We start from the raw sequence: 21,398 nt of genomic DNA, 5'->3' as shown, positions 1-21,398 counted from the left end.
GTCGCCATGAGTGCTGTCTACCGTAATGCCACGCCCCCCCAGATCCCCTGGCTGAGCGAGGGCTTCTTCGATTTCTGGTCTACCCGCGTCAATCGCCTGTGGACGCTGCGCCGCCCGTTGGCGCGTGTCGTGGCCCGCAACGCCGCCAGCGCCGATGCGGTAACCCTGGAGCTGCAGCCCAACCGGCACTTCGCCGGGGTGCAGGCGGGCCAGCACATCAACGTCGGCGTGGAGGTGGATGGCCGCCTGGTCACCCGCAGCTACAGCCCGACCGTCCTGCCCAATGGGCGCCTGGCCATCACCGTCAAGGCGATCCCCGATGGCAAGGCCAGCACCTGGCTGACCCGCAATGCCCGGCCAGGCGACGTGATCGCGCTGGGCCAGGCTTTTGGTGAGATGACCCTGCGCACCGATCCGGGCCAGCGCCTGTTGTTGCTGGCCGCCGGTAGCGGCATCACCCCGATGCGCTCGCTGCTGCAGGCGCTGGATGCGCAGGGCATGCCGGTGGCCGTGGACCTGTTGTACTGGGCGCGTCGCCGCGAGGAGCTGTGCTTCGTCGAGGAGCTGCAGGCGCTTGCCGCCCGCCATCCGCACTTCCGCCTGCAACTGTTGCTGACCCGCGATGCGACCGCGCCGGCGACGCGCGTGGATGCGCACGACTTCGCGGCATTGGATGCACCGGCGGCCACGCGGGTGCTGGCCTGCGGGCCGGCCGGGTTTGTTGAAGCGGCACGGCAACGTCTGCAGGGCCAGGTTGCCCAGTTTGAAAGCGAGGCTTTCAGCCAACCGGCCTTGCCGGACATCGAGCAGGGCAGTGTGCAGGTACAGCTGCTGCGGACCGGTCGCACGTTGACGCTGCCGCGCGGCAAGCCCCTGCTGGCGGCCCTGGAGGCCGAGGGCATCCAGCCGGCCAGTGGTTGCCGCATGGGCATCTGCAACACCTGCGTCTGCGACAAGGTGTCCGGCATCACCCGGCATACGCTGACCGGCGACTACGCCGCCGAACCGTCCACCCCGCTGAAGCTGTGCGTCAACAGCGCCAGTACCGATCTCGCCCTGGAGCTGTAACCGATGTCTTCCGTGCACAACCGCACCCTGTCCGCGGCCGAACTGCAGGCCTTCGGCGATGAACTCGATGCGGTGCGCGCCAGGCACCTGGCTTCGCTGGGCGCCTCTGACGCGCGCTACATCCGCAGGATCGTCGCGGCCGTGCGCTGGACCGGCGTCGCCGGGCGCACGCTGTTGTTCCTGGGGGCATTCGTGCACAGCGTGCTGGTGCCGGCCTGGATTGCCGGCGTGGTGCTGCTGGCGCTGTCCAAGATCCTGGAGAACATGGAGCTGGCGCACAACGTCATCCATGGCCAGTACGACTGGATGGGCGACCCGTCATTGCAGGGCAAGACCTACGAGTGGGACATCGTCGGCACCGCCGAGAACTGGCGCAAGACCCACAATTTCCGCCACCACACCTACACCAACGTGCGCGGGCTGGACGATGACATCGGCTACGGGCTGCTGCGCATCTTCCCCGAGCAGCGCTGGCACCCGTTCTTCCTGGCGCAGCCGTTCGTGGCGGTGGTGTTCGCGTTGCTGTTCGAGTGGGGCATCGCCATACAGGACCTGCGCGTGGGCCGCCTGCTCAACCGCAAGGTCACGCTGCGGCAGCTGTGGGCGCAGGCCAGGCCGGTGCGCCGCAAGATGCTCAAGCAACTGCTGAAGGACTACGTGCTGTTCCCGGCACTGGCCGGCCCGTTCTTCCTGCCGGTGCTGCTGGGCAACCTGCTGGCCAACGTCATCCGCAACGTGTGGACGTACGTGGTGATCTTCTGTGGCCACTTCACCGCCGACGCCGAAACCTTCCCCAAGGACTGCATCCGCAACGAGACGCGCGGCCATTGGTACCTGCGCCAGTTGCGCGGTTCGTCCAATCTCGCCGGCGGCCGGTTGCTAGACGTGATGACCGGCAACCTCAGCCACCAGATCGAGCACCACTTCTATCCCGACATCCCCGCCAACCGGTATGCCGCGATGGCGGTGGACGTGAAGGCCATCTGCGCCCGCTACGGCCAGCACTACAACACCGGCTCATTGCCGAAGCAGTTCGGCCAGGTGGTCTGGCGCATCCTGCGTCACGCCTTCCCGAGCCGCCCGGCCCCGGAGCGCCCGCTGGTAGTCGCCGAGCCCGCCGAGCAGCCTGGCAATGCGCCATCGGTGGGCGCGGCGTAGTCCGCGAAATCGCCAACGCCTGGTAATCCCCCAAGCCAGCGTTCGTCAGCGGCCGTAATCTCGCATGCGTCCTAAGCCACGCACCAAAGCGGGGCGTTGATTGCCCCGGAAGCGCCGCTCGTGCCGTGAGTTGTGTCATCGGTGCCGCTCACACCGGCAGCGATGCCGCCCTTTTCGTCAGCGGTGGCGAATGAACCGGTGACGATGCCGCTTTTTTCGTCATCCATGGCGCTCGTAACGGCATCCATGCCCCTTGAAGGTGCGCGCGGCAAGCACATGTGGCAAGTCTGCCACCGGGAGCATGGCCCATGCCGCTTCAAGCGCCACGCGAGAGGCCGACACGTTGACCGTTGAAGCACTGGCCGGGCCAATGAAGGGCAGGGCCGGTGACACGACGCCCGGGCGCGCAACCTTCCTGCCAAAGAAAGAGGCCGCCCGTGGGCGGCCTCTTTGTGGTCGAGTGCTAGGGCGATGACGGCAGCCCCGTCAGTACGGTTTCACGAAGGGGAAGACCTGCCGCCGCGCGAGGATTTGGAGAAGCGGCTGCCCAGATTGCGCCGCAGGGCTTCCAGGCCCTGGTTGCGACCGGCCACCTTGAGCAGGGCGTAACCGTCCAGGGCGCAGCGCATCACGTCGCTGCGCAGGGCGATGTCGGTATCGGAGGCCCGTTCGGCAAGGCGCAGGATGCGCTGCAGGCGGGGACGCAGGCGGTCCAGCGTGTCCAGGTCGGACAGGGCCTCGGCGATGCTCAACGTCGCCGGTACCACCTGCGGGTTCTGCGCCAGCACATGCAACGTCTGCCGGCAGAAGGCTTCGGATTTGCTGCCCATGCGCGAGAGCTTCTTGCGCTGCGCGGCGGACATCGCCACCAGCCCCACCAGCTGTGCCTCCAGCTCGGTCAGTGCGGCATCCAATGCGCTCAACTGCTTGTCGGTCAAACGAAGGGAACTCAGGTTCTGCATCGTCGGTCGTCCTTTTCGATCAAGGGGATGGCCGCTTTCGCCGCGGCCATCGCCACCTTGCCCGCCCGGAACGTCGTTGCCGCCGGGAAAACCCCGTCTGTCATCCTGGGAAGCCACCCCCACTTCCCGTAGGGGCAGCCATGGCCGCGAAGCGCGTGTGCGTCGCGGGAACAAACGCGCCAACCGATCCAATCCCGTGCTTCACCCCCGGCGTGCCGCCTCGATCCTGGCGATGTCGATCTTCGTCATCTCCATCATCGCGGTGAACGCCCGCTTGGCCGCGGCCGGGTCGGGGTCACTGATGGCCTCGCTGAGCACGCGCGGTGTGATCTGCCACGACAGGCCCCAGCGGTCCTTGCACCAGCCGCAGGCGCTCTCCTGGCCGCCGTTGTCGACAATGGCATTCCATAGCCGGTCGGTTTCGGCCTGGTCATCGGTGGCCACCTGGAACGAGAACGCTTCGGTGTGCTTGAAGGCCGAGCCACCGTTCAAACCCAGGCAGGGGATGCCCATCACCGTGAATTCCACGGTCAGGACGTCGCCCTGTTTGCCGGCGGGGTAGTCCCCCGGCGCGCGATGCACTGCATTCACCTTGCTGTCGGGGAACGTGGCGGCATAAAACGTGGCCGCCTCCAGCGCCGTGCCGTCATACCAAAGGCAGATCGTGTTCTTGCTGTTCATGGCAAACCTCCATCAACGGGCCCCCGGCATACCACAGCAACCCTTCAACCCGCGTCGTAGGCGTGGCCTGGGCCGTGAATCCGGCAGGCCAGGCGGCCGACCCGCGCTCGAGCCAGATCCCCGGCTAGAATCCGGGAAAACAACCACACGCGCCGGCGCCGGAAACGCATTTCAGCCGGAAACGCATTTCCGGACGGGTGCCGCAACCGGACAGGAGTCCACGGGGGAAAGGATGGCGGAAGTAACCAAGGCCCGAACCGGCCAACTGATACACAAGCTGTTTGGCATCCTGCAGGCCCAGCCGGACGGCATGAAGGCCGGTGATGCCTTGGCCGCTCTGGCCGCGCAGGTGCAGCTGACACCTTACGAAGCAGGTGATTACCCCACCGGTGGACGGCGCTTCGAGAAGATCGTGCGCTTCGCCACCGTGGACACGGTCAAGGCCGGCTGGCTGGTGAAGGACAAGGGCATCTGGACGGTGACCAGCGAAGGCGTGCAGGCGCTGCAGCAGTATCCCGATGGCGAGCAGTTCTACCGCGAGGCGGTGCGGCTGTACCACAAGTGGAAGAAGGCCCAGCCGGTCGCGGAGGTGGAGGAGGGCGACGATGAGGCCGTGGAGAAATCGGCCAGTATCACGCTCGAGCAGGCCGAGGAAATGGCATGGGCCGAGATCGAGGCCCACCTGGCCGCCATGCCGCCGTATGAGTTCCAGGAACTGGTCGGGGCCCTGCTCATCGCGATGGGTTACCACGTCGCATGGATCGCACCGCCCGGAAAGGACGGCGGCGTCGACGTCATTGCCTACAACGACCCACTGGGCACCCGCCCGCCGCGCATCAAGGTGCAGGTCAAGCGCAATGCCAACTCTCCCCGGATCGACGTCATGGGGCTGCGCAGTTTCATGGCGGTATTGGGCGAGGGCGACGTGGGCCTGTTCGTGGCCCTGTCAGGTTTCACCAAGGATGCCGACCTGGAAGCGCGGCAAAGCCACCGCCGAATCACATTGATCGATGCCAATCAGCTGGTGGATCTGTGGACGCGACATTATGGCCAGCTGGACGATGGTGCGCGGCGCAGGCTGCCGCTGAAACCGGTTTGGTTTCTGGCGGGGGATGAGTAGGGCGGTGGGGATGGTTTGTCGGCTTTTGACCCATAGCGGACATCGTATAGAAGGACCGCAGTTTTAGTCCCAGCCAATGTCATCCATGGATCTGGTCATCATCGGCTTGTTAGACGGACTTTGTCGCCCTAGTATCTAGCCTGACCGAGGGGATAGCCCGCCATGCGATGTAGCTAAGTCGTATCGTCGGCGATTGGGGCAGCTAATAGTTGGTTTGTATGCCTGGAAAGAGTTGCGTAGCTCACTTCAACAGCAGGAGTATTTGTGCAGATCAGCAAGGCCGACTCAAAAAAGATGCAGCGCTTGGCGCAAGAGGGGAAAAAAATCGCTGCAATTCGTAAAGAGTACTTCCCTCAACTCTCGTATTGGGATGTCTATGTTGAGGTCTACGGTGCCGGGAAGCGCTCTGCTCTCGGCGTAAAGAGGATGATCACAAAGCGAATCGACGACGTTGCGGCAAGCAAGTCGAAGAAGGATCGCCTAGAAATCGCGTCTGAACTCCATGAGCTTGTTTGGCATCTCTACAACGACCACAAGGAAAATCACGCGAAGCTGGATAAAATTCGTAAGGCGCTCGCAGAGTGAACTAGCAATTCACTTGATTCGAACCCATTACGCGGAACCGCTTAACTTCGTTGCGACCATTCAATCATTGCTGCTCGTTGAGGCAAGAACAAGCCATGACTAATCTTGATGACCTGCTTAAAGAAGCCATTCAAAAGGCTACGACCGAGCGCGGACACATAAACATTCTCATTGCGGGTCGATCTGGCGTAGGAAAGAGTACGCTGATCAACGCCGTCTTCCAGCAGCAGCTGGCGGAAACTGGGCAGGGTCGTCCAGTGACGCAGAACACGAGAGAGATATCCCGAGATGGTGTCCCCATAACAATATTCGATACGCGCGGGCTAGAGATGTCTCAGTTCAAGGAGACGCTTTCCGAGCTAGATAAAGTTATTAAGGACAGGAGTAACGACAAGGACTCAAATCGTCACATTCATGCTGCTTGGCTTTGTATTCAGGAAGATGGAAGGCGCGTTGAAAGCGCGGAAGTTGACCTGCACAACATGCTCGCAAAGCATGTCCCACTGATTACCGTCATAACAAAAGCTAGAAGCGACAATGGCTTCAGGAACGAGGTGCTCGACTTGCTTCCAGAGTCAAGGAATGTAGTTCGCGTCCGTGCAATTTCCGAAGAGATGGACGATGGACATATCCTAGGCACCATGGGGCTTGAGAGCCTTGTAGAGCTGACGTCGGAGGTTATCCCTGAGGGAAAGCGGCGGGCCTTGGCGGCAGCACAGAGGGCCAATCTAAGCTACACAAAAGGGCAAGCACACAAGATTGTTGCTGGTGCAGCAACTGCCGCTGCCGCCGCGGGGGCAAGTCCAATTCCGTTTTCTGATGCCGCTATTCTTGCCCCCATCCAGATCGGCATGATCGCTGGCATCACTTCTGTGTTTGGATTGGAGTTATCAAAAGGCACGTTAAGCACATTAGTTTCGTCGGCGATTGGCGTAGGTGGCGCAACCTTTGTAGGTAGAACCATTGTTGTAAATGTCATGAAGTTCTTTCCTGGCCTTGGCACGGTCGCAGGCGGCGCTATTTCTGCTGCAACAGCAAGTGCAATCACTGTCGGCCTCGGTGAGGCTTATATTGCCGTTCTTGCGGAGATCTTCGCAGATAATCCTGACGCTACTCCAAGCGCGTCAGACATTGGCGAAAGATTGAAGGAGAAAATGCGCATGAACTAACCTGCGGGAACCGTCAAACAGTTCATTCAAGCCGACGCCGTTTCACGGCGCGGCTGATTTCTGACGTTTGACAGATGCCCGCTCCTGGCCGCAGGGCGTCATGCGACCCATAGCGGCCATTGGTCTAGCGCTAGGTCTGGTTATACGTTGGCTTGTTAGCCGGACCCAGCGGCCCTAAGATCGAGCTGTATCAAGGGGAAAGCCCGCCATACGGTGCTTTGTGGATAAGTCGTATAACCGGACCCAAGGGTCCGTCTATTAGGTAGTTAGACGTCCATGGAAGATTGGAACTCCTCAACCTGGATCGCTGTCCTAGCCCTAGTGGTTAGCGCGTTGAGTCTTGCAGCAGCAGTCTGGGCGTCATACGTTGGCCACCAGTCGCTTTCACATGCACGCAAAACATATGATGAGCAACTAAGTATCTCTTTCGCGCGCGAAAGAGCGCAGCTGCTCCAGCTGATTACGCAGAATCAGGCGATACTAGAAAAGACCCGAATCAAGATCGGCGCGTTGAAAGCCAATTTTGAAGCGGCGCCCCCGCCTGCGCAGACACTGCTCCACAGCTACACAAACTTGTTCACGGAGTATCTTCCGCGCATTGAAGGGTCAATACGACAATGCGCCGCTTTATGGCATGAGGTTTCGGAATGGGATGAACGGCGCGGCATTCATGCTCTTGTTCACCATCAAGCCAGATACCGCGCACTTATGGAGGACGACCTGACCGCCCATGACCAGGGACTTATCATGGTCGGGATCGTAGAGGAAAAGCTTGCTCAAGCGACGGCTTATGTGTCTGGTGCTACCCGGTAGGCCGTCTAACAATTCATTCAAGCCGAACCCGCTCCGCGGGTCGGCTTAATTCAGGCGTTGAACTTCCGCTTCTGGCCGAAAGCGGACATCCGCGTCATTTCTAAACGGTGCGATTTGCAACCCATTAGTTCTGCGGCCTTACCAGAAATCATCTGCCGCTGAAACGAGCGCCTGCTAACACACCCAGGCCGCAACCTACCCTAATGCCTGAGCGGCACTCGTGCTGGCCAGCATGGCGCATCGTCTCCCGGGGCTGTGCCCGATGCGTTGCCGGACCCATTGCCGGAAACCATGGTTCCGGCGGCAGGGAGGCATGGTGGCTACGGGCCAACCATGTCAGCCGGGCGACACCGACGCTGTATCCACCTCGGCTGGCATCCGTTCGCCGGCCGAGGCCGCCTGCGTCAGGGCAGGCGTGCTTAGGCAGACGATGACTGCTTGCCGTGCGGGTCAGGCTTCCAGCACTTCCAGCACGCGGCCGTCGGGTAGTTCCAGCCCGCGCGGCTTAGAGGGCTCGATGAGCTCGGCCAGCCGGCCGGCGTTGGGGCACTGCAGCAGCATGTAGTTGACGTCGAAGTTGAGCTTCTCGACCAGGAAGTCGATGAATGCACGCACCTTGGGCGAGACCATGCCGCCGCCGGCGAACACGGCGTTGAAGTCGTACTCCGGGCCGGTCCAGCCGGCCAGCACGCGGCGCAGCATGCCGGACTCGACGTAGGGCTTGGCCATCACGTCGCTGCTGAGCATCAGGCCTTCGCCGGCGACCAGCATGCTGTTCAGCGCGGCCGGGTCGTTGGCCAGCAACAGCGGATTGACGACGAACTCGCGCATCTCGCCGCCGGCCTCGGCCAGCGGCCAGGTGAAGCGGTTGTTGGCGTTGTGCGGCTTGCGCACGGACAGGGTGCGATGGAACTGCAGCTCGTCCGGGTGGCGGGGTTCGCCGTAGCGCTTGATGTAGGACGGGCTGGCGAACACCTGGGTGCGCAGCGTGCCCAGCTTGCGTGCGACCAGGTTGGAGTCGGGCAGGGGCCCGATGCGCAGGGCCATGTCGATCTCCCCGGAGATCAGGTCCAGGGTTTCGTTGCCCAGGTGCATCTCCACGCGCAGTTCCGGGTACTGGGCCTGGAACTGGCCCAGCAGCGGCGCAATCCAGGTGGTGCCCACCGAGTACGGCACGGTGAAGCGCAGCCAGCCGCGCGGGCCGGACTGCAACTGGCTCACCGCGCTCTCGGCCTGCTCCAGTTCGCGTGCGATGCGCTGGCAATGCTCGTAGTAGACGGTGCCGGCCTCGGTCAGGCCCAGACGGCGCGTGGTCCGGTGCAGCAGGCGTGCGCCCAGCCGGGTTTCCAGCTCCTGCACCTTGCGGCTGACGGTGGTCTTGGGTTGCCCGAGCAGCCGGGCGGCGGCGGTGAAGCTGCCTTGTTCAACCACCTTGACGAAGATCAGGGTGTCGTTGAGGTCGTTGGCCATCGAGGGGGACTCTTCAGGGGAGCGGCAGCGGGATTGTGCCGGCGACGGGATGATTATTCCCCTGAATCCGTACTAATCAAGTATGGATTGGAGGCGTACCTTGCACAGCTCCGCACAGATCGGACTTGCAGCCATGCGTCTGCGCCACCTTCCCAGTTTCCGCCGGATCCGCCGCCAAGCCGCGCCAGGCGTGATCACTGGCGCACGTTTTTCGTTCAAAAGCCTGAATTCATTGGAGTTTGCTTTCCCCGACGGGGCTGATGTGGCTGCGCATCCGGTTGGCCGGGTACAGCGCCTTGTCCCTGCGATGTGGCACCGACTGATGCAGTTTGTCCCGCAGGTGGGAGAAAAATTTCCGTGGGCGGGACACTGAATGCGCCGGCCACGCGCGTCCAGCGAAGCAATGCACGGCCCCACGCGCAGCAACCGGCATGCCGGCCCCTCTCTTACAGCCTTATCACAGCACCCGCGCTTTCAGCTTCTCTTTCGCTTCCCTTTCTCCCCCTGTTCTGGATGGATGACATGAACGCAATGACGCCCCGATTCCCCACCGCACGACGTGTCGTGCTGGCCAGCTTCTCCGCATTGGCCATCGCCGTACTGGCCGCCTGCAGTGGCGGCCACGCCGAAGAAGCGGGCATGCCGCCCCCGCCGGAGGTCAATGCCGCCCCGGTGCTGGTCAAGCAGGTCAGCCAATGGGATGAGTTCAGTGGCCGCGTGGAGGCGGTGCAGAACGTCGAGCTGCGCCCGCGCGTGTCCGGCTACATCGACAAGGTCAACTATGTCGAAGGCCAGGAAGTGAAGAAGGGTGACGTGCTGTTCCTGATCGATGCACGCACCTACCAGGCTGCCTACGAGCAGGCCAATGCCGAACTGGCACGCGCGCGGACACAGGCGTCACTGGCCCGCAGCGAATCCGAGCGTGCCCGCCGCCTGTCCGAGCAGCAGGCCATCTCTACCGAAACCTGGGAGCAGAAGCGCGCGGCGGCCGACCAGGCCGCGGCCGACGTGCAGGCCGCCAAGGCGGCGCTGGACGCGGCCGCGTTGAACCTGGAGTTCACCAAGGTGCGTGCTCCCATCAATGGCCGCGCCGGCCGCGCGATGGTCACCGCCGGCAACCTGGTCACGGCCGGCGATGCCGCCAGCGTGCTGACCACGCTGGTATCGCTGGACACGGTGCACGTCTATTTCGACGCCGACGAGGCCACCTTCCTGCGCTATGCGCAGATGGCGCGCAAGGGCGAGCGGCCGAGCGAGCGCGACCAGGCCCTGCCGGTGCAGATCGGCCTGGCCGGCGAGCAGGGCTTCCCGCACGAGGGCAAGGTGGACTTCCTGGACAACCAGGTCGTGCGCAGCACCGGCACCATCGGCGTGCGCGCGTTGCTGGACAACGCCGACCGGCAGTTCACCCCGGGCCTGTTCGCGCGCGTGCGCCTGCTCGGCAGTGGCCAGTTCCAGGCCATGCTGGTGGACGACAAGGCCGTGCTCACCGACCAGGACCGCAAGTACGTGTATGTGGTCGACAAGGACGGCAAGGCGCAGCGCAAGGACGTGCAGCTGGGCCGTACCGCCGATGGCCTGCGCATCGTCGAGGCCGGGTTGGCCGCCGGTGACAAGGTGATCGTCGACGGCGTGCAGAAGGTCTTCATGCCCGGCATGCCGGTGCAGGCCAAGCCGGTGGCGATGCAGCCCCTGCCGGCCGGGCCGAAGACCGCCGCGCTGAACTGATTTCCGGTTTCGTCTGATGCCGGCGCCGTGCCGGCCACGCGCCTTCGCCCACCACGGGCGAGGGCAGGGTGGCTGCACGCCATCGCTGGCTACTTCAAGGAATTTCCCTCATGGATTTCTCACGTTTCTTCATTGACAGACCGATCTTCGCGGCGGTGTTGTCGATCGTCATCTTCGCGGCCGGCCTGATCACGCTGCCGATCCTGCCGATCAGCGAATACCCGGAAGTGGTGCCGCCGTCGGTGGTGGTGCGCACGGTGTACCCGGGCGCGAACCCCAAGGTGATCGCCGAGACCGTCGCCACGCCGTTGGAGGAGGCCATCAACGGCGTGGAGGGCATGATGTACCTCAAGTCGGTGGCCGGCTCGGACGGCGTGCTGCAGATGACCATCACCTTCCGCCCGGGTACCGACCCGGACGCGGCGGCGGTGAAGGTGCAGAACCGCGTGGCCCAGGCTGAAGCCCGCCTGCCCGAGGACGTGCGCCGGCAGGGCGTGACCACGCAGAAGCAGTCGCCCACCTTCCTGATGGTGGTGCACCTGACCTCGCCGGACGGAAAGTACGACACGCTGTACCTGCGCAACTACGCCCGTCTGCACGTCAAGGATGCGCTCACCCGCATTCCCGGCGTGGGCGACGCGCAGATCTTCGGTGGCGGCGACTACGCCATGCGCGCCTGGCTGGACCCGGACCGGGTGGCCTCGCGCGGGCTAACCGCCGGTGACGTGGTGCGCGCCATGCGCGAGCAGAACGTGCAGGTGTCCGCCGGCCAGCTCGGCGCCGAGCCGATGCCCAACAGCCAGTTCCTGACCCTGATCAACGCGCAGGGCCGCCTGCGCAGCGAGCAGGAGTTCGGTGACATCGTGCTCAAGAGCGGTGCCGACGGCGAAGTGGTGCGGCTGTCCGACGTGGCGCGCATCGAGCTGGGGGCCGGTGACTACACCCTGCGCTCGCAGCTCGATGGCAAGAACGCGGTGGGCATCGGCATCTTCCAGGCCCCGGGTGCCAACGCGCTGGAGATCCGCGACGCGGTGATCGGCACGATGGACCAGATGCAGAAGACCTTCCCGGCCGGGGTGAAGTACGAGGCCGTGTACGACACCACCATCTTCGTGCGTGACTCGATCAAGGCCGTGGTGTCCACGCTGCTGGAAGCCATCGCGCTGGTGGTGCTGGTGGTGATCCTGTTCCTGCAGACCTGGCGCGCCTCGATCATCCCGTTGATCGCGGTGCCGGTGTCGGTGGTCGGCACGTTCGCCGCGCTGTACCTGTTGGGCTTCTCGATCAACACCTTGAGCCTGTTCGGGCTGGTGCTGGCGATCGGCATCGTGGTCGACGACGCCATCGTGGTGGTCGAGAACGTGGAGCGCAACATCGAGGAAGGCCTGTCGCCAACGGCGGCCGCGCACCAGGCGATGAAGGAGGTGTCCGGGCCGATCGTGGCGATCGCGCTGGTGCTGTGCGCGGTGTTCGTGCCGATGGCGTTCCTGTCCGGCGTGACCGGCCAGTTCTACAAGCAGTTCGCCGTCACCATCGCCATCTCCACGGTGATCTCGGCGATCAACTCGCTGACCCTGTCGCCGGCGCTGGCCGCGCGCCTGCTCAAGCCGCACGGTGCCGCCAAGGATGCCCCGAGCCGCCTGATCGACCGCCTGTTCGGCTGGGTGTTCCGCCCGTTCAACCGCTTCTTCAAGTCCAGCTCGGAGAAGTACGAGCGTGGCGTGTCGAAGATCCTCGGTCGTCGCGGTGCGGTGTTCCTGGTGTATGCGGTGCTGCTGCTGGGCACCGGCGTGATCTTCAAGCTGGTGCCGCCAGGCTTCATCCCGACCCAGGACAAGCTGTACCTGATCGCCGGCGTGAAGCTGCCGGAAGGCGCGTCGATCGCGCGTACCGATGAAATGCTGCGCAAGGTCGCGCAGATCGCCAAGGAGACCGACGGCGTAGCGCACACCATCTCGTTCCCCGGCTTGAACGCGCTGCAGTTCACCAACACGCCCAACACCGGCGTGGCGTTCATCCCGCTCAAGCCGTTCAACGAGCGCAATGGGCGGACCGCTGCCGAGATCAACGCCGAGATCAACCAGAAGATCGCCGGGCTGAAGGAGGGCTTCGCGTTCTCGATGATGCCGCCGCCGATCCTTGGCCTGGGCAACGGCAATGGCTACCAGATGTTCATCGAGGACCGCGGCAACCTGGGCTACGGTGCGCTGCAGACCGCGGTGCAGACCATGCAGGGCGCGGTGATGCAGACGCCGGGCATGGGCTACCCGATCACTAGCTACCAGGCCAACGTGCCGCAGCTCGATGCCGAGGTGGACCGCGTCAAGGCCAAGGCGCAGGGCGTGCAGTTGACCGAACTGTTCGACACGCTGCAGACCTACCTGGGCTCGGCCTACGTCAACGACTTCAACCAGTTCGGTCGTACCTGGCAGGTGATCGCCCAGGCCGATGGCCAGTTCCGTGACAGCGTGGAGGACATCGGCAAGCTGCGCACCCGCAACGATCGCGGCGAGATGGTGCCGATCGGCTCGATGGTGACCATCAAGGAAACCTACGGCCCGGACCCGGTGCTGCGCTTCAACGGCTACCCGGCCGCCGACCTGGCCGGCGAGGCCGACCCGCGCGTGCTGTCCTCGGCGCAGGCGATGAACAAGCTGACCGAGATCGCTGGGCAGGTGCTGCCGGTGGGCATGACCACCGAATGGACCGACCTGAGCTACCAGCAGGCCACGCAGGGCAATGCCGCCTTCATCGTGTTCCCGGTGGCGATCCTGCTGGCGTTCCTGGTGCTGGCCGCGCTGTACGAAAGCTGGTCGTTGCCGCTGGCGGTGATCCTGATCGTGCCGATGACGCTGCTGTCGGCCCTGTTCGGCGTGTGGCTGACCGGCGGTGACAACAACGTGTTCGTGCAGGTGGGCCTGGTGGTGCTGATGGGCCTGGCGTGCAAGAACGCGATCCTGATCGTCGAGTTCGCCCGCGAGCTGGAGATGGGCGGCAAGGGCATCGTCGACGCGGCGCTGGAAGCGTGCCGCCTGCGTCTGCGTCCGATCGTGATGACCTCGATCGCATTCATCGCCGGCACGATTCCGCTGGTGCTCTCGCACGGTGCAGGTGCCGAGGTGCGCTCGGTCACGGGCATCACGGTGTTCGCCGGCATGCTGGGCGTGACGCTGTTCGGCCTGTTCCTGACCCCGGTGTTCTACGTGGCCCTGCGCAAGCTGGTGACCCGCAACGGTGGCGGCAAGCTGGTCCAGCACGGTGAACCGACGATCCACCATTGAGCCCGACCTGCCCGGGCACGGATGACGGCCCCTGCCAAGGCAGGGGCCGTGACCGCCCCGGTGGCTGTTTCCCTTCCTGTTTCCTTCCCGACTTTCTCCTCCGAGGCTTCCCATGAACCACCACAACCAAAAGATCGCGCTGGTCACCGGCGCCACCCGTGGCATCGGCGTTGAGACCGTGCGCCAGCTGGCGCAGGCGGGCGTGCACACCCTGCTGGCCGGTCGCAAGCGCCAGGCGGCCGTTGACCTGGCCCTGAAGCTGCAGGCCGAGGGCCTGCCGGTGGAAGCGCTGCAGCTGGACGTCACCGACGCCGACAGCATCGCCATCGCGGTCGAGCACGTCACCGAGCGCCACGGCCGCCTCGACATCCTGGTCAACAATGCCGGCGTGCTGCTTGAGGACCCGGCCGTGGCACCGTCGGCGCAGCCGCTGGATGCCTGGCAGCGCACGTTCGATACCAATGTGTTCGCCCTGGTCGCGGTGACCCAGGCATTCCTGCCGCTGCTGCAGCGTTCGCAGGCCGGTCGCATCGTCAACGTCTCCAGCATCCTGGCCTCGCAGACGCTGCACGCCGACCCGGCGTCGGGGATCTGGGACTTCAAGATTCCCGCCTACAACGCCTCCAAGGCGGCGGTGAACAGCTGGACGCTGAGCCTGGCCTACGAGCTGCGCGACACGCCGATCAAGGTCAACACCGTGCACCCCGGTTACGTGAAGACCGACATGAACGGTGGCGAAGGCGAGATCGAAGTGGGCGAAGGCGCGCGCTCCAGCGTGCAGATGGCGTTGATCGGCAACGACGGCCCCACCGGCAGCTTCACTTACCTGGGCGAGGTGCTGCCATGGTGATGCGTGGCCTGACCGTCGCCGTGGCCAGCGCATTGCTGGCCAGCTGCATGACCGTCGGCCCGGACTACAAGGCACCGCCGGTGCAGCCAGTGCAGTTGCAGGGCACGGCCGACCCGGCTTTCAGCAGCGTGTCGCCGGTGGCCGACTGGTGGTCGCAGTTCAATGACCCGGTGCTGACCCAGCTCATGCACGGCGCGCTGGCCGGCAACCTGGACCTGCGCATCGCGATGGCACGCGTGCGGATGGCGCGCGCGGCGTTCACCGAGCAGCGGTTGGACCAGTTGCCGCACGTCACCGCCGGTGGCAGCCAGGACCGGCGCAAGCAGCCGGATGCGAGCCAGGGCGGCGAGCGGGTGTTCAGTGAAACCTACCAGTTGGGCTTCGACGCGGGCTGGGAGCTGGACCTGTTCGGTCGCCAGCGTCGCGCCGCCGAGGCGGCGCGCGCCGACCTGGGCGCCGAGCGTGACAACCTGCTGGATGCGCAGGTCACCGTGGCTGCGGAAGTGGCGCGCAACTACTTCGAACTGCGTGGCACGCAGAAGCGCATCGCCGTGGCACGGCAGACGCTGGTCAACCTGCGCGACACCCAGCAGCTCACCGAAACCCGCTGGAAGCTGGGGGCCGGCAGCGAGCTGGACGTGCAGAGCAGTCGCGCGCGATTGAAGGCGATCGAGGCGGACATCCCGCTGCTCGAAGTGTCCGAAGTGCAGTCGCGGCATCGCCTGGCGGTGTTGCTGGGCCAGCGTCCGGAGGCATTGGACGCATTGCTGCAGCCCCGCGAGGTGCCGGCCTTCGCCCAGGCCCTGCCGCTGGGCGATACCACCGACTTGCTGCGTCGTCGCCCGGACGTGCGCGCGGCCGAGCGCCGTCTTGCCGCGGCGACGGCACGCGTGGGCGTGGCAACGGCCGACCTGTTCCCGCGCATCAGCGTCAGCGGCTTCGTCGGCTTCCTCGGCGGCGATGCCAACGGCCTGGTGAATGGCAACAACAAGGCATGGTCACTGACGCCGTCGATCAGCTGGGCCGCATTCGACTTCGGTACCGTGCGTGCGCGGCTGCGTGCGAGCAAGGCGCAGGCCGATGGTGTAGCAGCCGAGTACGAGAAGACGGTGCTGCTGGCGCTGGAGGACACCGAGAATGCGCTGACCCGCTATGCCAAGGAACAGTCGCGCCTGGCGATCATCGCCGAGCAGGCCGAGGCGGCGCGGCGGGCCGAGGCATTGGCGCAGATCCAGTACCGGGAAGGTTCACAGGACTTCCTGGCGCTGCTGGATGCACAGCGCAACCAGCTCGCGGCCGACGACGCGCTCGCCGCGGCCGAGGCCACGGTCAACGTCAACGTGGTGTCGGTGTACAAGGCGCTGGGCGGTGCCGGGCAGTTCGAGGTACCGCTGGCGAGCCGCTAGGCCGTGCACCACGGGCGCCGATGCACGCGATGGAGGCGGACATCGGCGCCGAACCCGGGAGCAGCAAACGAAAGAGGCGGCCAATGGCCGCCTCTTCGTGTTTCAGGCCGGGAAAGCAGGCCTCAGGCAGCGTTGGCCTGCTCGCGGCGCGGGCCTTCGACCAGCGCACGGCCGACCATGTCGACCAGCAGGTCCAGCTCTGCCTCGTCCATGTTGAAGTGCGGGGTGAAGCGCAGCGAGTTCTCGCCACCGTGGATCACGTTGACGCCGTGCATGCGCAGCCACTCTTCGGTGGAGCCGGCGCCGTAGCACTTGAACTGCGGGGCCAGCTCGCAGGAGAACAGCAGGCCGGTGCCCTGTACCTTGGTGATCAGTCCGCCGAGCTTGGCCTTGAGGGCTTCCAGCTTCTGCACGGCCTGTTCGCCGCGCAGGCGGATGTTCTGGCGCACGTCCGGCGACAGGTGGGCCAGGGTGGCACAGGCCACGTCCAGCGCACGCGGGTTGGTGGTCATGGTGTTGCCGTACACGCCCTTGCGGTACAGGCCCGCGGCATGCTCGGTGACGGCCAGCACCGACAGCGGGAACTGCGCGCCGTTCAGGGCCTTGGAATAGGTTTCCATGTCCGGCGGGTCCAGCGTCTCGTAGCCCGGGTAGTCGACGAAGGACAGCGTGCCGTGCACGCGCAGTGCGGCCTGGATGGAGTCGATCAGCAGCAGGCTGCCGTGCTCGCGGGTGAGCTCGCGCGCGACCTTGTAGAAGCTGGCCGGTACCGCGCGGCCCGGGTCGCCTTCGCCCATCACTGGCTCCAGGAACACGGCCTCGATGAACCAGTTGTTGGCTTCGGCATCGGCGAACACCTTGCGCAGCACGGCTTCGTCGTACGGCGGGATGGTGATGACGCTGTTCTCGCCGCGGTAGCTGGCCAGGTGCTGGTCATACGACTTGCGGCTGGAGTCCGAATACAGCGCCGGGCGGTCGGTGCGGCCGTGGAAGCTGCCCTTGATGACCACGCGCTTGATGGTGGCGCCGGCGTGGCGGGCACCCGGGTCGGTCTGCAGCTTGGCGTTGATGTCGGCGATGCGCGCGGCCAGGCCCACGGCCTCGGAGCCGGAGTTCAGGCACATGAAGTGGGTGAACGGGCAACCGCCGCGGGTGTGGCCGATCTCCTTGCGCATGGCGTTGGTGAAGCGGCGCTGGGCCAGGCTCGGGGTCATGATATTGGCCATGACCTGCGGCTTGGCGGCGGCGTCCATCACGTCGGCCGGGGTGTGGCCGAAGCCGAGCATGCCGTAGCCGCCGGCGTCGTACAGCACCGCGCCCTTGAGCGAGATCACCCACGGGCCGCGCGCGGCCAGCGCGATGTACGGGACCACGGCGTCATCGGCGTAGAAATTGACGAAACCGGCCTGCATCGCGGCGATCTGGTCCTTTTCGTCCAGATCCAGCAGGTCGGCGGCTTCGTCCTTGATGCGGGTGTATTCGGTGGCGGCAGCCGCGATGGCCTGGGCCAGATCGGGATGGGCGGTGGCCAGGCGTTCGACGCTGGCATCGTCCAGACCCTGGGTAAGGCGGGTGCCGGCGTGCGCGCGAAGCGGGGCGAGGGGGCCGAGTACGGTCATGCTCATCTCCAGAAGTAACTTGTATATATCCATTATCTGGAGATTCTGGACATATGGCAGATATGAACTGGACAGATTTTCGGGTAATTTCGTCGAATCGACGAATCTGGTTTGCAATGTGAAGATTTCCGCCGCTGACGAACGCCTGTTGTCCGTGCTGCGCGAGGACGCGCGCGCCTCCACCGCCCAGATCGCCCGCCGGCTCGGGCTTTCGCGGACCACTGTGCAGAGCCGCATCGACCGCCTGGAGCAGCAGGGGGTGATCGCCGGTTATACCGTGCGCACCCACGAGGACTACGAGCAGGGCCAGGTGCGCGCACATGTGCTGATCACCGTGCTGCCGAAGAAGATGCCGGCGGTGGTGAAGGCGCTGCGCGACATCGCCGAAGTGCGCTCGCTGCACTCGGTCAGCGGCAACCACGACCTGATCGCGATGGTGGTGGTGGGCGGCGTCGGCGAAATGGACGTGGTCACCGATGCCATCGGTGCCATCGACGGCGTGGAACGCACGACCAGCGCGATCATCCTGTCGACCAAGTTCGAGCGCTGAAGGGGGCGGGCAGCGCCGAGCCATGCGCGGCAGGGCTCCCGGCCTCCCGGCGCTGGCCGGGCCGCCTACCAGCCGAAAACCGCATGGGGGCTACAATAGCCGGCTCCCCGTACGACGTTCCGGCCTTGAAGAAGTCCGATTTTCACTATGACCTGCCCGAGGCGTTGATCGCCCAGGCGCCCCTGGCCGAGCGTTCGGCCAGCCGGCTGATGCTGGTGCCGCCGGCGCCGGCCGCCTTCGATGACCGCCATGTGCGCGACCTGCCGACACTGTTGCAGCCCGGTGACCTGCTGGTGTTCAACGATACCCGGGTGATCCCGGCGCGCCTGTTCGGGCAGAAGGCCACCGGTGGCCGGGTCGAGATCCTGATCGAACGGCTGCTCGGCGGCCAGCAGGCCCGTGCCCAGATCGGTGCCAGCAAGTCGCCCAAACCGGGCAGCCGCATCCAGCTCGACGCCGGTGGCGAGGCCGAGGTGCTGGGCCGCGATGGCGAGTTCTATGTCCTGCGGTTCGACATCCCCGAGCCGCTGGAGTCGTGGCTGGTCCACGAGGGCCGGCTGCCGCTGCCGCCGTACATCCACCGCGAGCCTGGCCTGGATGACCGCGAGCGTTACCAGACCGTGTTCGCGCGCCAGGTCGGTGCGGTGGCCGCTCCCACCGCCGGCCTGCATTTCGACGAAGGCCTGCTGGCGCAGTTGCGCGAACGCGGGGTGCAGTTCGGCCACATCACCCTGCACGTCGGCGCCGGCACCTTCCAGCCGGTGCGCGTGGATGACCTGAGCCAGCACGTGATGCACCGTGAATGGCTCAACGTCGGCGCCGAACTGGTCGAGCAGGTGCGCCGCACCCGCGCGGCCGGGGGGCGCGTGATCGGTGTCGGTACCACCGTGGTGCGGGCGCTGGAGAGCGCCATGCGCGAGGGCGAGCTGCAGCCGTACGCCGGCGAGACCCAGATCTTCATCACCCCCGGCTACCGCATCCGCAGCGTCGATGCGATGGTGACCAACTTCCACCTGCCCGAAAGCACCCTGCTGATGATGATCAGCGCCTTCGCTGGCAAGGCGCGGGTGTTCGAGGCCTATGCCCACGCCATTGCGCAGGAGTACCGCTTCTTCAGCTACGGCGATGCGATGCTGCTGTTCCCGCAGGGCGGGGAGGGCACCGGCGACGGCGGGGATGCCGCCTCCCGTCCCGGCTGACCGCCAGCCCCCGGCGATCCAAGCCCCGCCGAACGCGCGCCGGTAGACTGTCCGTCTCCGGCGCGCCTGATTTCCGCCCCCATTCCCGAGTTCCTGCCTCTCGCCATGTCCCGACTGCACTTCAAGCTCCAGACCACCGATGGCCGCGCCCGCCGCGGCCAGCTGTCCTTCCCGCGCGGCACCGTGCAGACCCCGGCGTTCATGCCGGTGGGCACGTATGGCTCGGTGAAGGGGGTGCTGCCGGAGCAGGTCCGCGCGCTCGGCGCCGAGATCATCCTGGGCAACACCTTCCACCTGTACCTGCGCCCGGGCCTGGACGTCATCGCCGACCACGGCGGCCTGCACGGGTTCTGCCGCTGGGACGGCCCGATCCTGACCGATTCTGGTGGTTTCCAGGTGTTTTCGCTGGCGCATCGCCGCAAGATCACCGAGGAAGGCGTCACCTTCGCCTCGCCGACCGACGGCGCCCGGGTCTTCCTGGGGCCGGAAGAGAGCATGAAGATCCAGAAGGTGCTGGATTCGGACATCGTCATGATCTTCGACGAATGCACCCCGTACCCGGCCACCGAGGCCGTGGCGCAGAAGTCGATGGAACTGAGCCTGCGCTGGGCCCAGCGCAGCCGCAACGCGCATGACGCGATGGGCAATGACGCGGCACTGTTCGGCATCGTCCAGGGTGGCGTGCACACCGACCTGCGCAGCCGCTCGGCCGAGGGGCTGCAGAAGATCGGCTTCGACGGCTACGCCATCGGCGGCCTGGCGGTGGGCGAGCCCGAGCACGAGCGCAACGCCATGCTCGACCACATGCACCCGATCCTGCCGGCCGACCATCCGCGCTACCTGATGGGCGTCGGCCGCCCGGAAGACCTGGTCGAGGGTGTGGCGCGCGGCGTGGACATGTTCGACTGCGTCATGCCGACCCGCAACGCCCGCAACGGCCACTATTTCACCTCGTTCGGCACCGTGCGCATCCGCAACGCCAGGTACGAGCGCGACATGGACCCGATCGAGCCGGGCTGTGGCTGCCACGCCTGCACCAGCGGCTACACCCGCGCCTACCTGCGCCACCTGGACCGCTGCAACGAGATGCTGGCGCCGATGCTGGGCACCCTGCACAACCTGTTCTATTACGAAAAACTGATGGCCGACATGCGCGCGGCGATCGAGGCGGGAACCTTCCTGGCCTTCCGTGAGTCCTTCTACGTGGCCCGGGGCGTGTCTGCCCCGGCCTTGTCGGGGGAGTAACCCAGCAGCCACGCGGCCCGGGACGAGGTCCCGGGGCCGTGGCATACTTCACGGCTGACCCCGTTTCGCGGTGACCGCCGGCCTCAGGCCGGGCAGGGTGCCGCCCAACACCAAGGACTTACGTAATGAATCTGATGGCCATCCTGCTTCCCGTCGCCCAGGCCGCCCCGGCTGCCCCGGGCATGGGCACCTTCCTGCTGCCGATCGCCCTGATCGCGGTCATGTACTTCCTGATGATCCGCCCGCAGATGAAGCGCCAGAAGGAACACAAGGCGATGCTGGACAAGATCAGCAAGGGCGACGAAGTGCTGACCTCCGGCGGCATCGCCGGCGTGGTCACCGACATCGGCGACAACTTCGTCACCGTCGAAGTGGCCGACAACGTGCGCATCCGCGTGCAGAAGGGCTCCATCGGCAACGTGCTGCCCAAGGGCACGCTGAAGTCGGCTGCCTGAGGCTGAATTCCCTTTCCGTCACGTCGTGACGCCGGGAAG

The 21,398-nt window shown here is 65.4% G+C and carries 19 protein-coding genes and 1 pseudogene; 15 read left to right on the top strand and 5 right to left on the bottom strand.

The genetic code is table 11. The annotated features are described in order from the left end of the window. Positions 1-6 precede the first annotated feature (6 nt). Positions 7-1,068, top strand: coding sequence for a ferredoxin reductase (locus ATCM_RS09190; protein ID WP_132864235.1), 1,062 nt, complete (start codon positions 7-9; stop codon positions 1,066-1,068). Positions 1,069-1,071: 3 nt separating this feature from the next. After that, positions 1,072-2,226, top strand: a complete 1,155-nt coding sequence (locus ATCM_RS09185; protein WP_132864234.1) for an acyl-CoA desaturase — start codon at positions 1,072-1,074, stop codon at positions 2,224-2,226. Positions 2,227-2,297: 71 nt separating this feature from the next. On the opposite strand, the gene ATCM_RS19100 is transcribed toward ATCM_RS09185, so the two are convergent. The 3 genes from ATCM_RS19100 to ATCM_RS09175 all read right to left on the bottom strand — a co-directional run bounded on the left by ATCM_RS19100 (position 2,298) and on the right by ATCM_RS09175 (position 3,869). Then, positions 2,298-2,453, bottom strand: a complete 156-nt coding sequence (locus tag ATCM_RS19100; protein WP_165931162.1) for a hypothetical protein — start codon at positions 2,451-2,453, stop codon at positions 2,298-2,300. 270 nt (positions 2,454-2,723) lie between these two features. After that, complete coding sequence (locus ATCM_RS09180; protein ID WP_132864233.1) at positions 2,724-3,188, bottom strand: hypothetical protein; 465 nt, start codon at positions 3,186-3,188, stop codon at positions 2,724-2,726. Positions 3,189-3,389: 201 nt separating this feature from the next. After that, on the bottom strand, positions 3,390-3,869 hold the full coding sequence (locus ATCM_RS09175) for a VOC family protein (protein ID WP_132864232.1): 480 nt from the start codon (positions 3,867-3,869) through the stop codon (positions 3,390-3,392). Positions 3,870-4,101: 232 nt separating this feature from the next. Between ATCM_RS09175 and ATCM_RS09170 the strand changes: the two genes are divergently transcribed. From ATCM_RS09170 to ATCM_RS09155, 4 genes are all read left to right on the top strand, one after another. Next, positions 4,102-4,989, top strand: a complete 888-nt coding sequence (locus ATCM_RS09170; RefSeq protein WP_132864231.1) for a restriction endonuclease — start codon at positions 4,102-4,104, stop codon at positions 4,987-4,989. A 264-nt stretch (positions 4,990-5,253) separates the two neighbouring features. Beyond that, entirely contained in the window at positions 5,254-5,574 is a 321-nt protein-coding gene (locus tag ATCM_RS09165) for a hypothetical protein (RefSeq protein WP_132864230.1), read from the top strand. Between the two features lie 95 nt (positions 5,575-5,669). Then, positions 5,670-6,743: a GTPase gene (locus ATCM_RS09160; RefSeq protein ID WP_132864229.1), complete on the top strand. Its 1,074-nt coding sequence runs from the start codon at positions 5,670-5,672 to the stop codon at positions 6,741-6,743. 276 nt (positions 6,744-7,019) lie between these two features. Continuing rightward, positions 7,020-7,556 (top strand): hypothetical protein, encoded by a 537-nt coding sequence (locus ATCM_RS09155; RefSeq protein ID WP_132864228.1) that lies wholly within the window; start codon positions 7,020-7,022, stop codon positions 7,554-7,556. Positions 7,557-8,081: 525 nt separating this feature from the next. Here the strand turns inward: ATCM_RS09155 and ATCM_RS09150 are convergent. Then, positions 8,082-9,026, bottom strand: a pseudogene (locus ATCM_RS09150) (LysR family transcriptional regulator); the annotation flags it as partial. Between the two features lie 133 nt (positions 9,027-9,159). Between ATCM_RS09150 and ATCM_RS09145 the strand changes: the two are divergent. The 5 genes from ATCM_RS09145 to ATCM_RS09125 all read left to right on the top strand — a co-directional run bounded on the left by ATCM_RS09145 (position 9,160) and on the right by ATCM_RS09125 (position 16,291). Beyond that, on the top strand, positions 9,160-9,399 hold the full coding sequence (locus ATCM_RS09145) for a hypothetical protein (protein WP_132864226.1): 240 nt from the start codon (positions 9,160-9,162) through the stop codon (positions 9,397-9,399). Positions 9,400-9,557: 158 nt separating this feature from the next. Beyond that, positions 9,558-10,754 carry an efflux RND transporter periplasmic adaptor subunit gene (locus ATCM_RS09140; protein ID WP_132864225.1) on the top strand — a complete coding sequence of 399 codons (1,197 nt, stop codon included), beginning with the start codon at positions 9,558-9,560 and terminating at the stop codon, positions 10,752-10,754. A gap of 110 nt (positions 10,755-10,864) precedes the next feature. Further along, on the top strand, positions 10,865-14,035 hold the full coding sequence (locus tag ATCM_RS09135) for a multidrug efflux RND transporter permease subunit (RefSeq protein ID WP_132864224.1): 3,171 nt from the start codon (positions 10,865-10,867) through the stop codon (positions 14,033-14,035). Positions 14,036-14,147: 112 nt separating this feature from the next. After that, positions 14,148-14,885 carry an SDR family oxidoreductase gene (locus ATCM_RS09130; protein ID WP_132864223.1) on the top strand — a complete coding sequence of 246 codons (738 nt, stop codon included), beginning with the start codon at positions 14,148-14,150 and terminating at the stop codon, positions 14,883-14,885. Beyond that, the gene (locus tag ATCM_RS09125) at positions 14,879-16,291 is read left to right on the top strand and encodes an efflux transporter outer membrane subunit (RefSeq protein ID WP_132864222.1); all 1,413 of its coding nucleotides are present in this window, start codon (positions 14,879-14,881) and stop codon (positions 16,289-16,291) included. Before ATCM_RS09130 ends, ATCM_RS09125 begins: the two co-directional genes overlap by 7 nt. A 122-nt stretch (positions 16,292-16,413) precedes the next feature. On the opposite strand, the gene ATCM_RS09120 is transcribed toward ATCM_RS09125, so the two are convergent. Then, positions 16,414-17,910, bottom strand: coding sequence for an aminotransferase class III-fold pyridoxal phosphate-dependent enzyme (locus tag ATCM_RS09120; RefSeq protein ID WP_132864221.1), 1,497 nt, complete (start codon positions 17,908-17,910; stop codon positions 16,414-16,416). Positions 17,911-18,028: 118 nt separating this feature from the next. On the opposite strand from ATCM_RS09120, the gene ATCM_RS09115 reads away from it, so the two are divergent. The 4 genes from ATCM_RS09115 to yajC all read left to right on the top strand — a co-directional run bounded on the left by ATCM_RS09115 (position 18,029) and on the right by yajC (position 21,359). Continuing rightward, positions 18,029-18,460 carry an Lrp/AsnC family transcriptional regulator gene (locus ATCM_RS09115; protein ID WP_132864220.1) on the top strand — a complete coding sequence of 144 codons (432 nt, stop codon included), beginning with the start codon at positions 18,029-18,031 and terminating at the stop codon, positions 18,458-18,460. 125 nt (positions 18,461-18,585) lie between these two features. Further along, positions 18,586-19,659, top strand: coding sequence for a tRNA preQ1(34) S-adenosylmethionine ribosyltransferase-isomerase QueA (queA, locus tag ATCM_RS09110; RefSeq protein WP_132864219.1), 1,074 nt, complete (start codon positions 18,586-18,588; stop codon positions 19,657-19,659). A gap of 105 nt (positions 19,660-19,764) precedes the next feature. Continuing rightward, positions 19,765-20,904 carry a tRNA guanosine(34) transglycosylase Tgt gene (tgt, locus tag ATCM_RS09105; protein WP_132864218.1) on the top strand — a complete coding sequence of 380 codons (1,140 nt, stop codon included), beginning with the start codon at positions 19,765-19,767 and terminating at the stop codon, positions 20,902-20,904. A gap of 125 nt (positions 20,905-21,029) precedes the next feature. Further along, on the top strand, positions 21,030-21,359 hold the full coding sequence (gene yajC, locus ATCM_RS09100) for a preprotein translocase subunit YajC (RefSeq protein WP_132864217.1): 330 nt from the start codon (positions 21,030-21,032) through the stop codon (positions 21,357-21,359). The last annotated feature ends 39 nt before the right edge of the window (positions 21,360-21,398 follow it).

Origin of the sequence: Stenotrophomonas sp. ATCM1_4 (assembly GCF_004348115.1) — a bacterium.
In the GTDB taxonomy this organism is placed as follows: Bacteria; Pseudomonadota; Gammaproteobacteria; order Xanthomonadales; family Xanthomonadaceae; genus Stenotrophomonas; species Stenotrophomonas capsici.
This window is presented reverse-complemented; position numbering and strand designations above follow the sequence as displayed.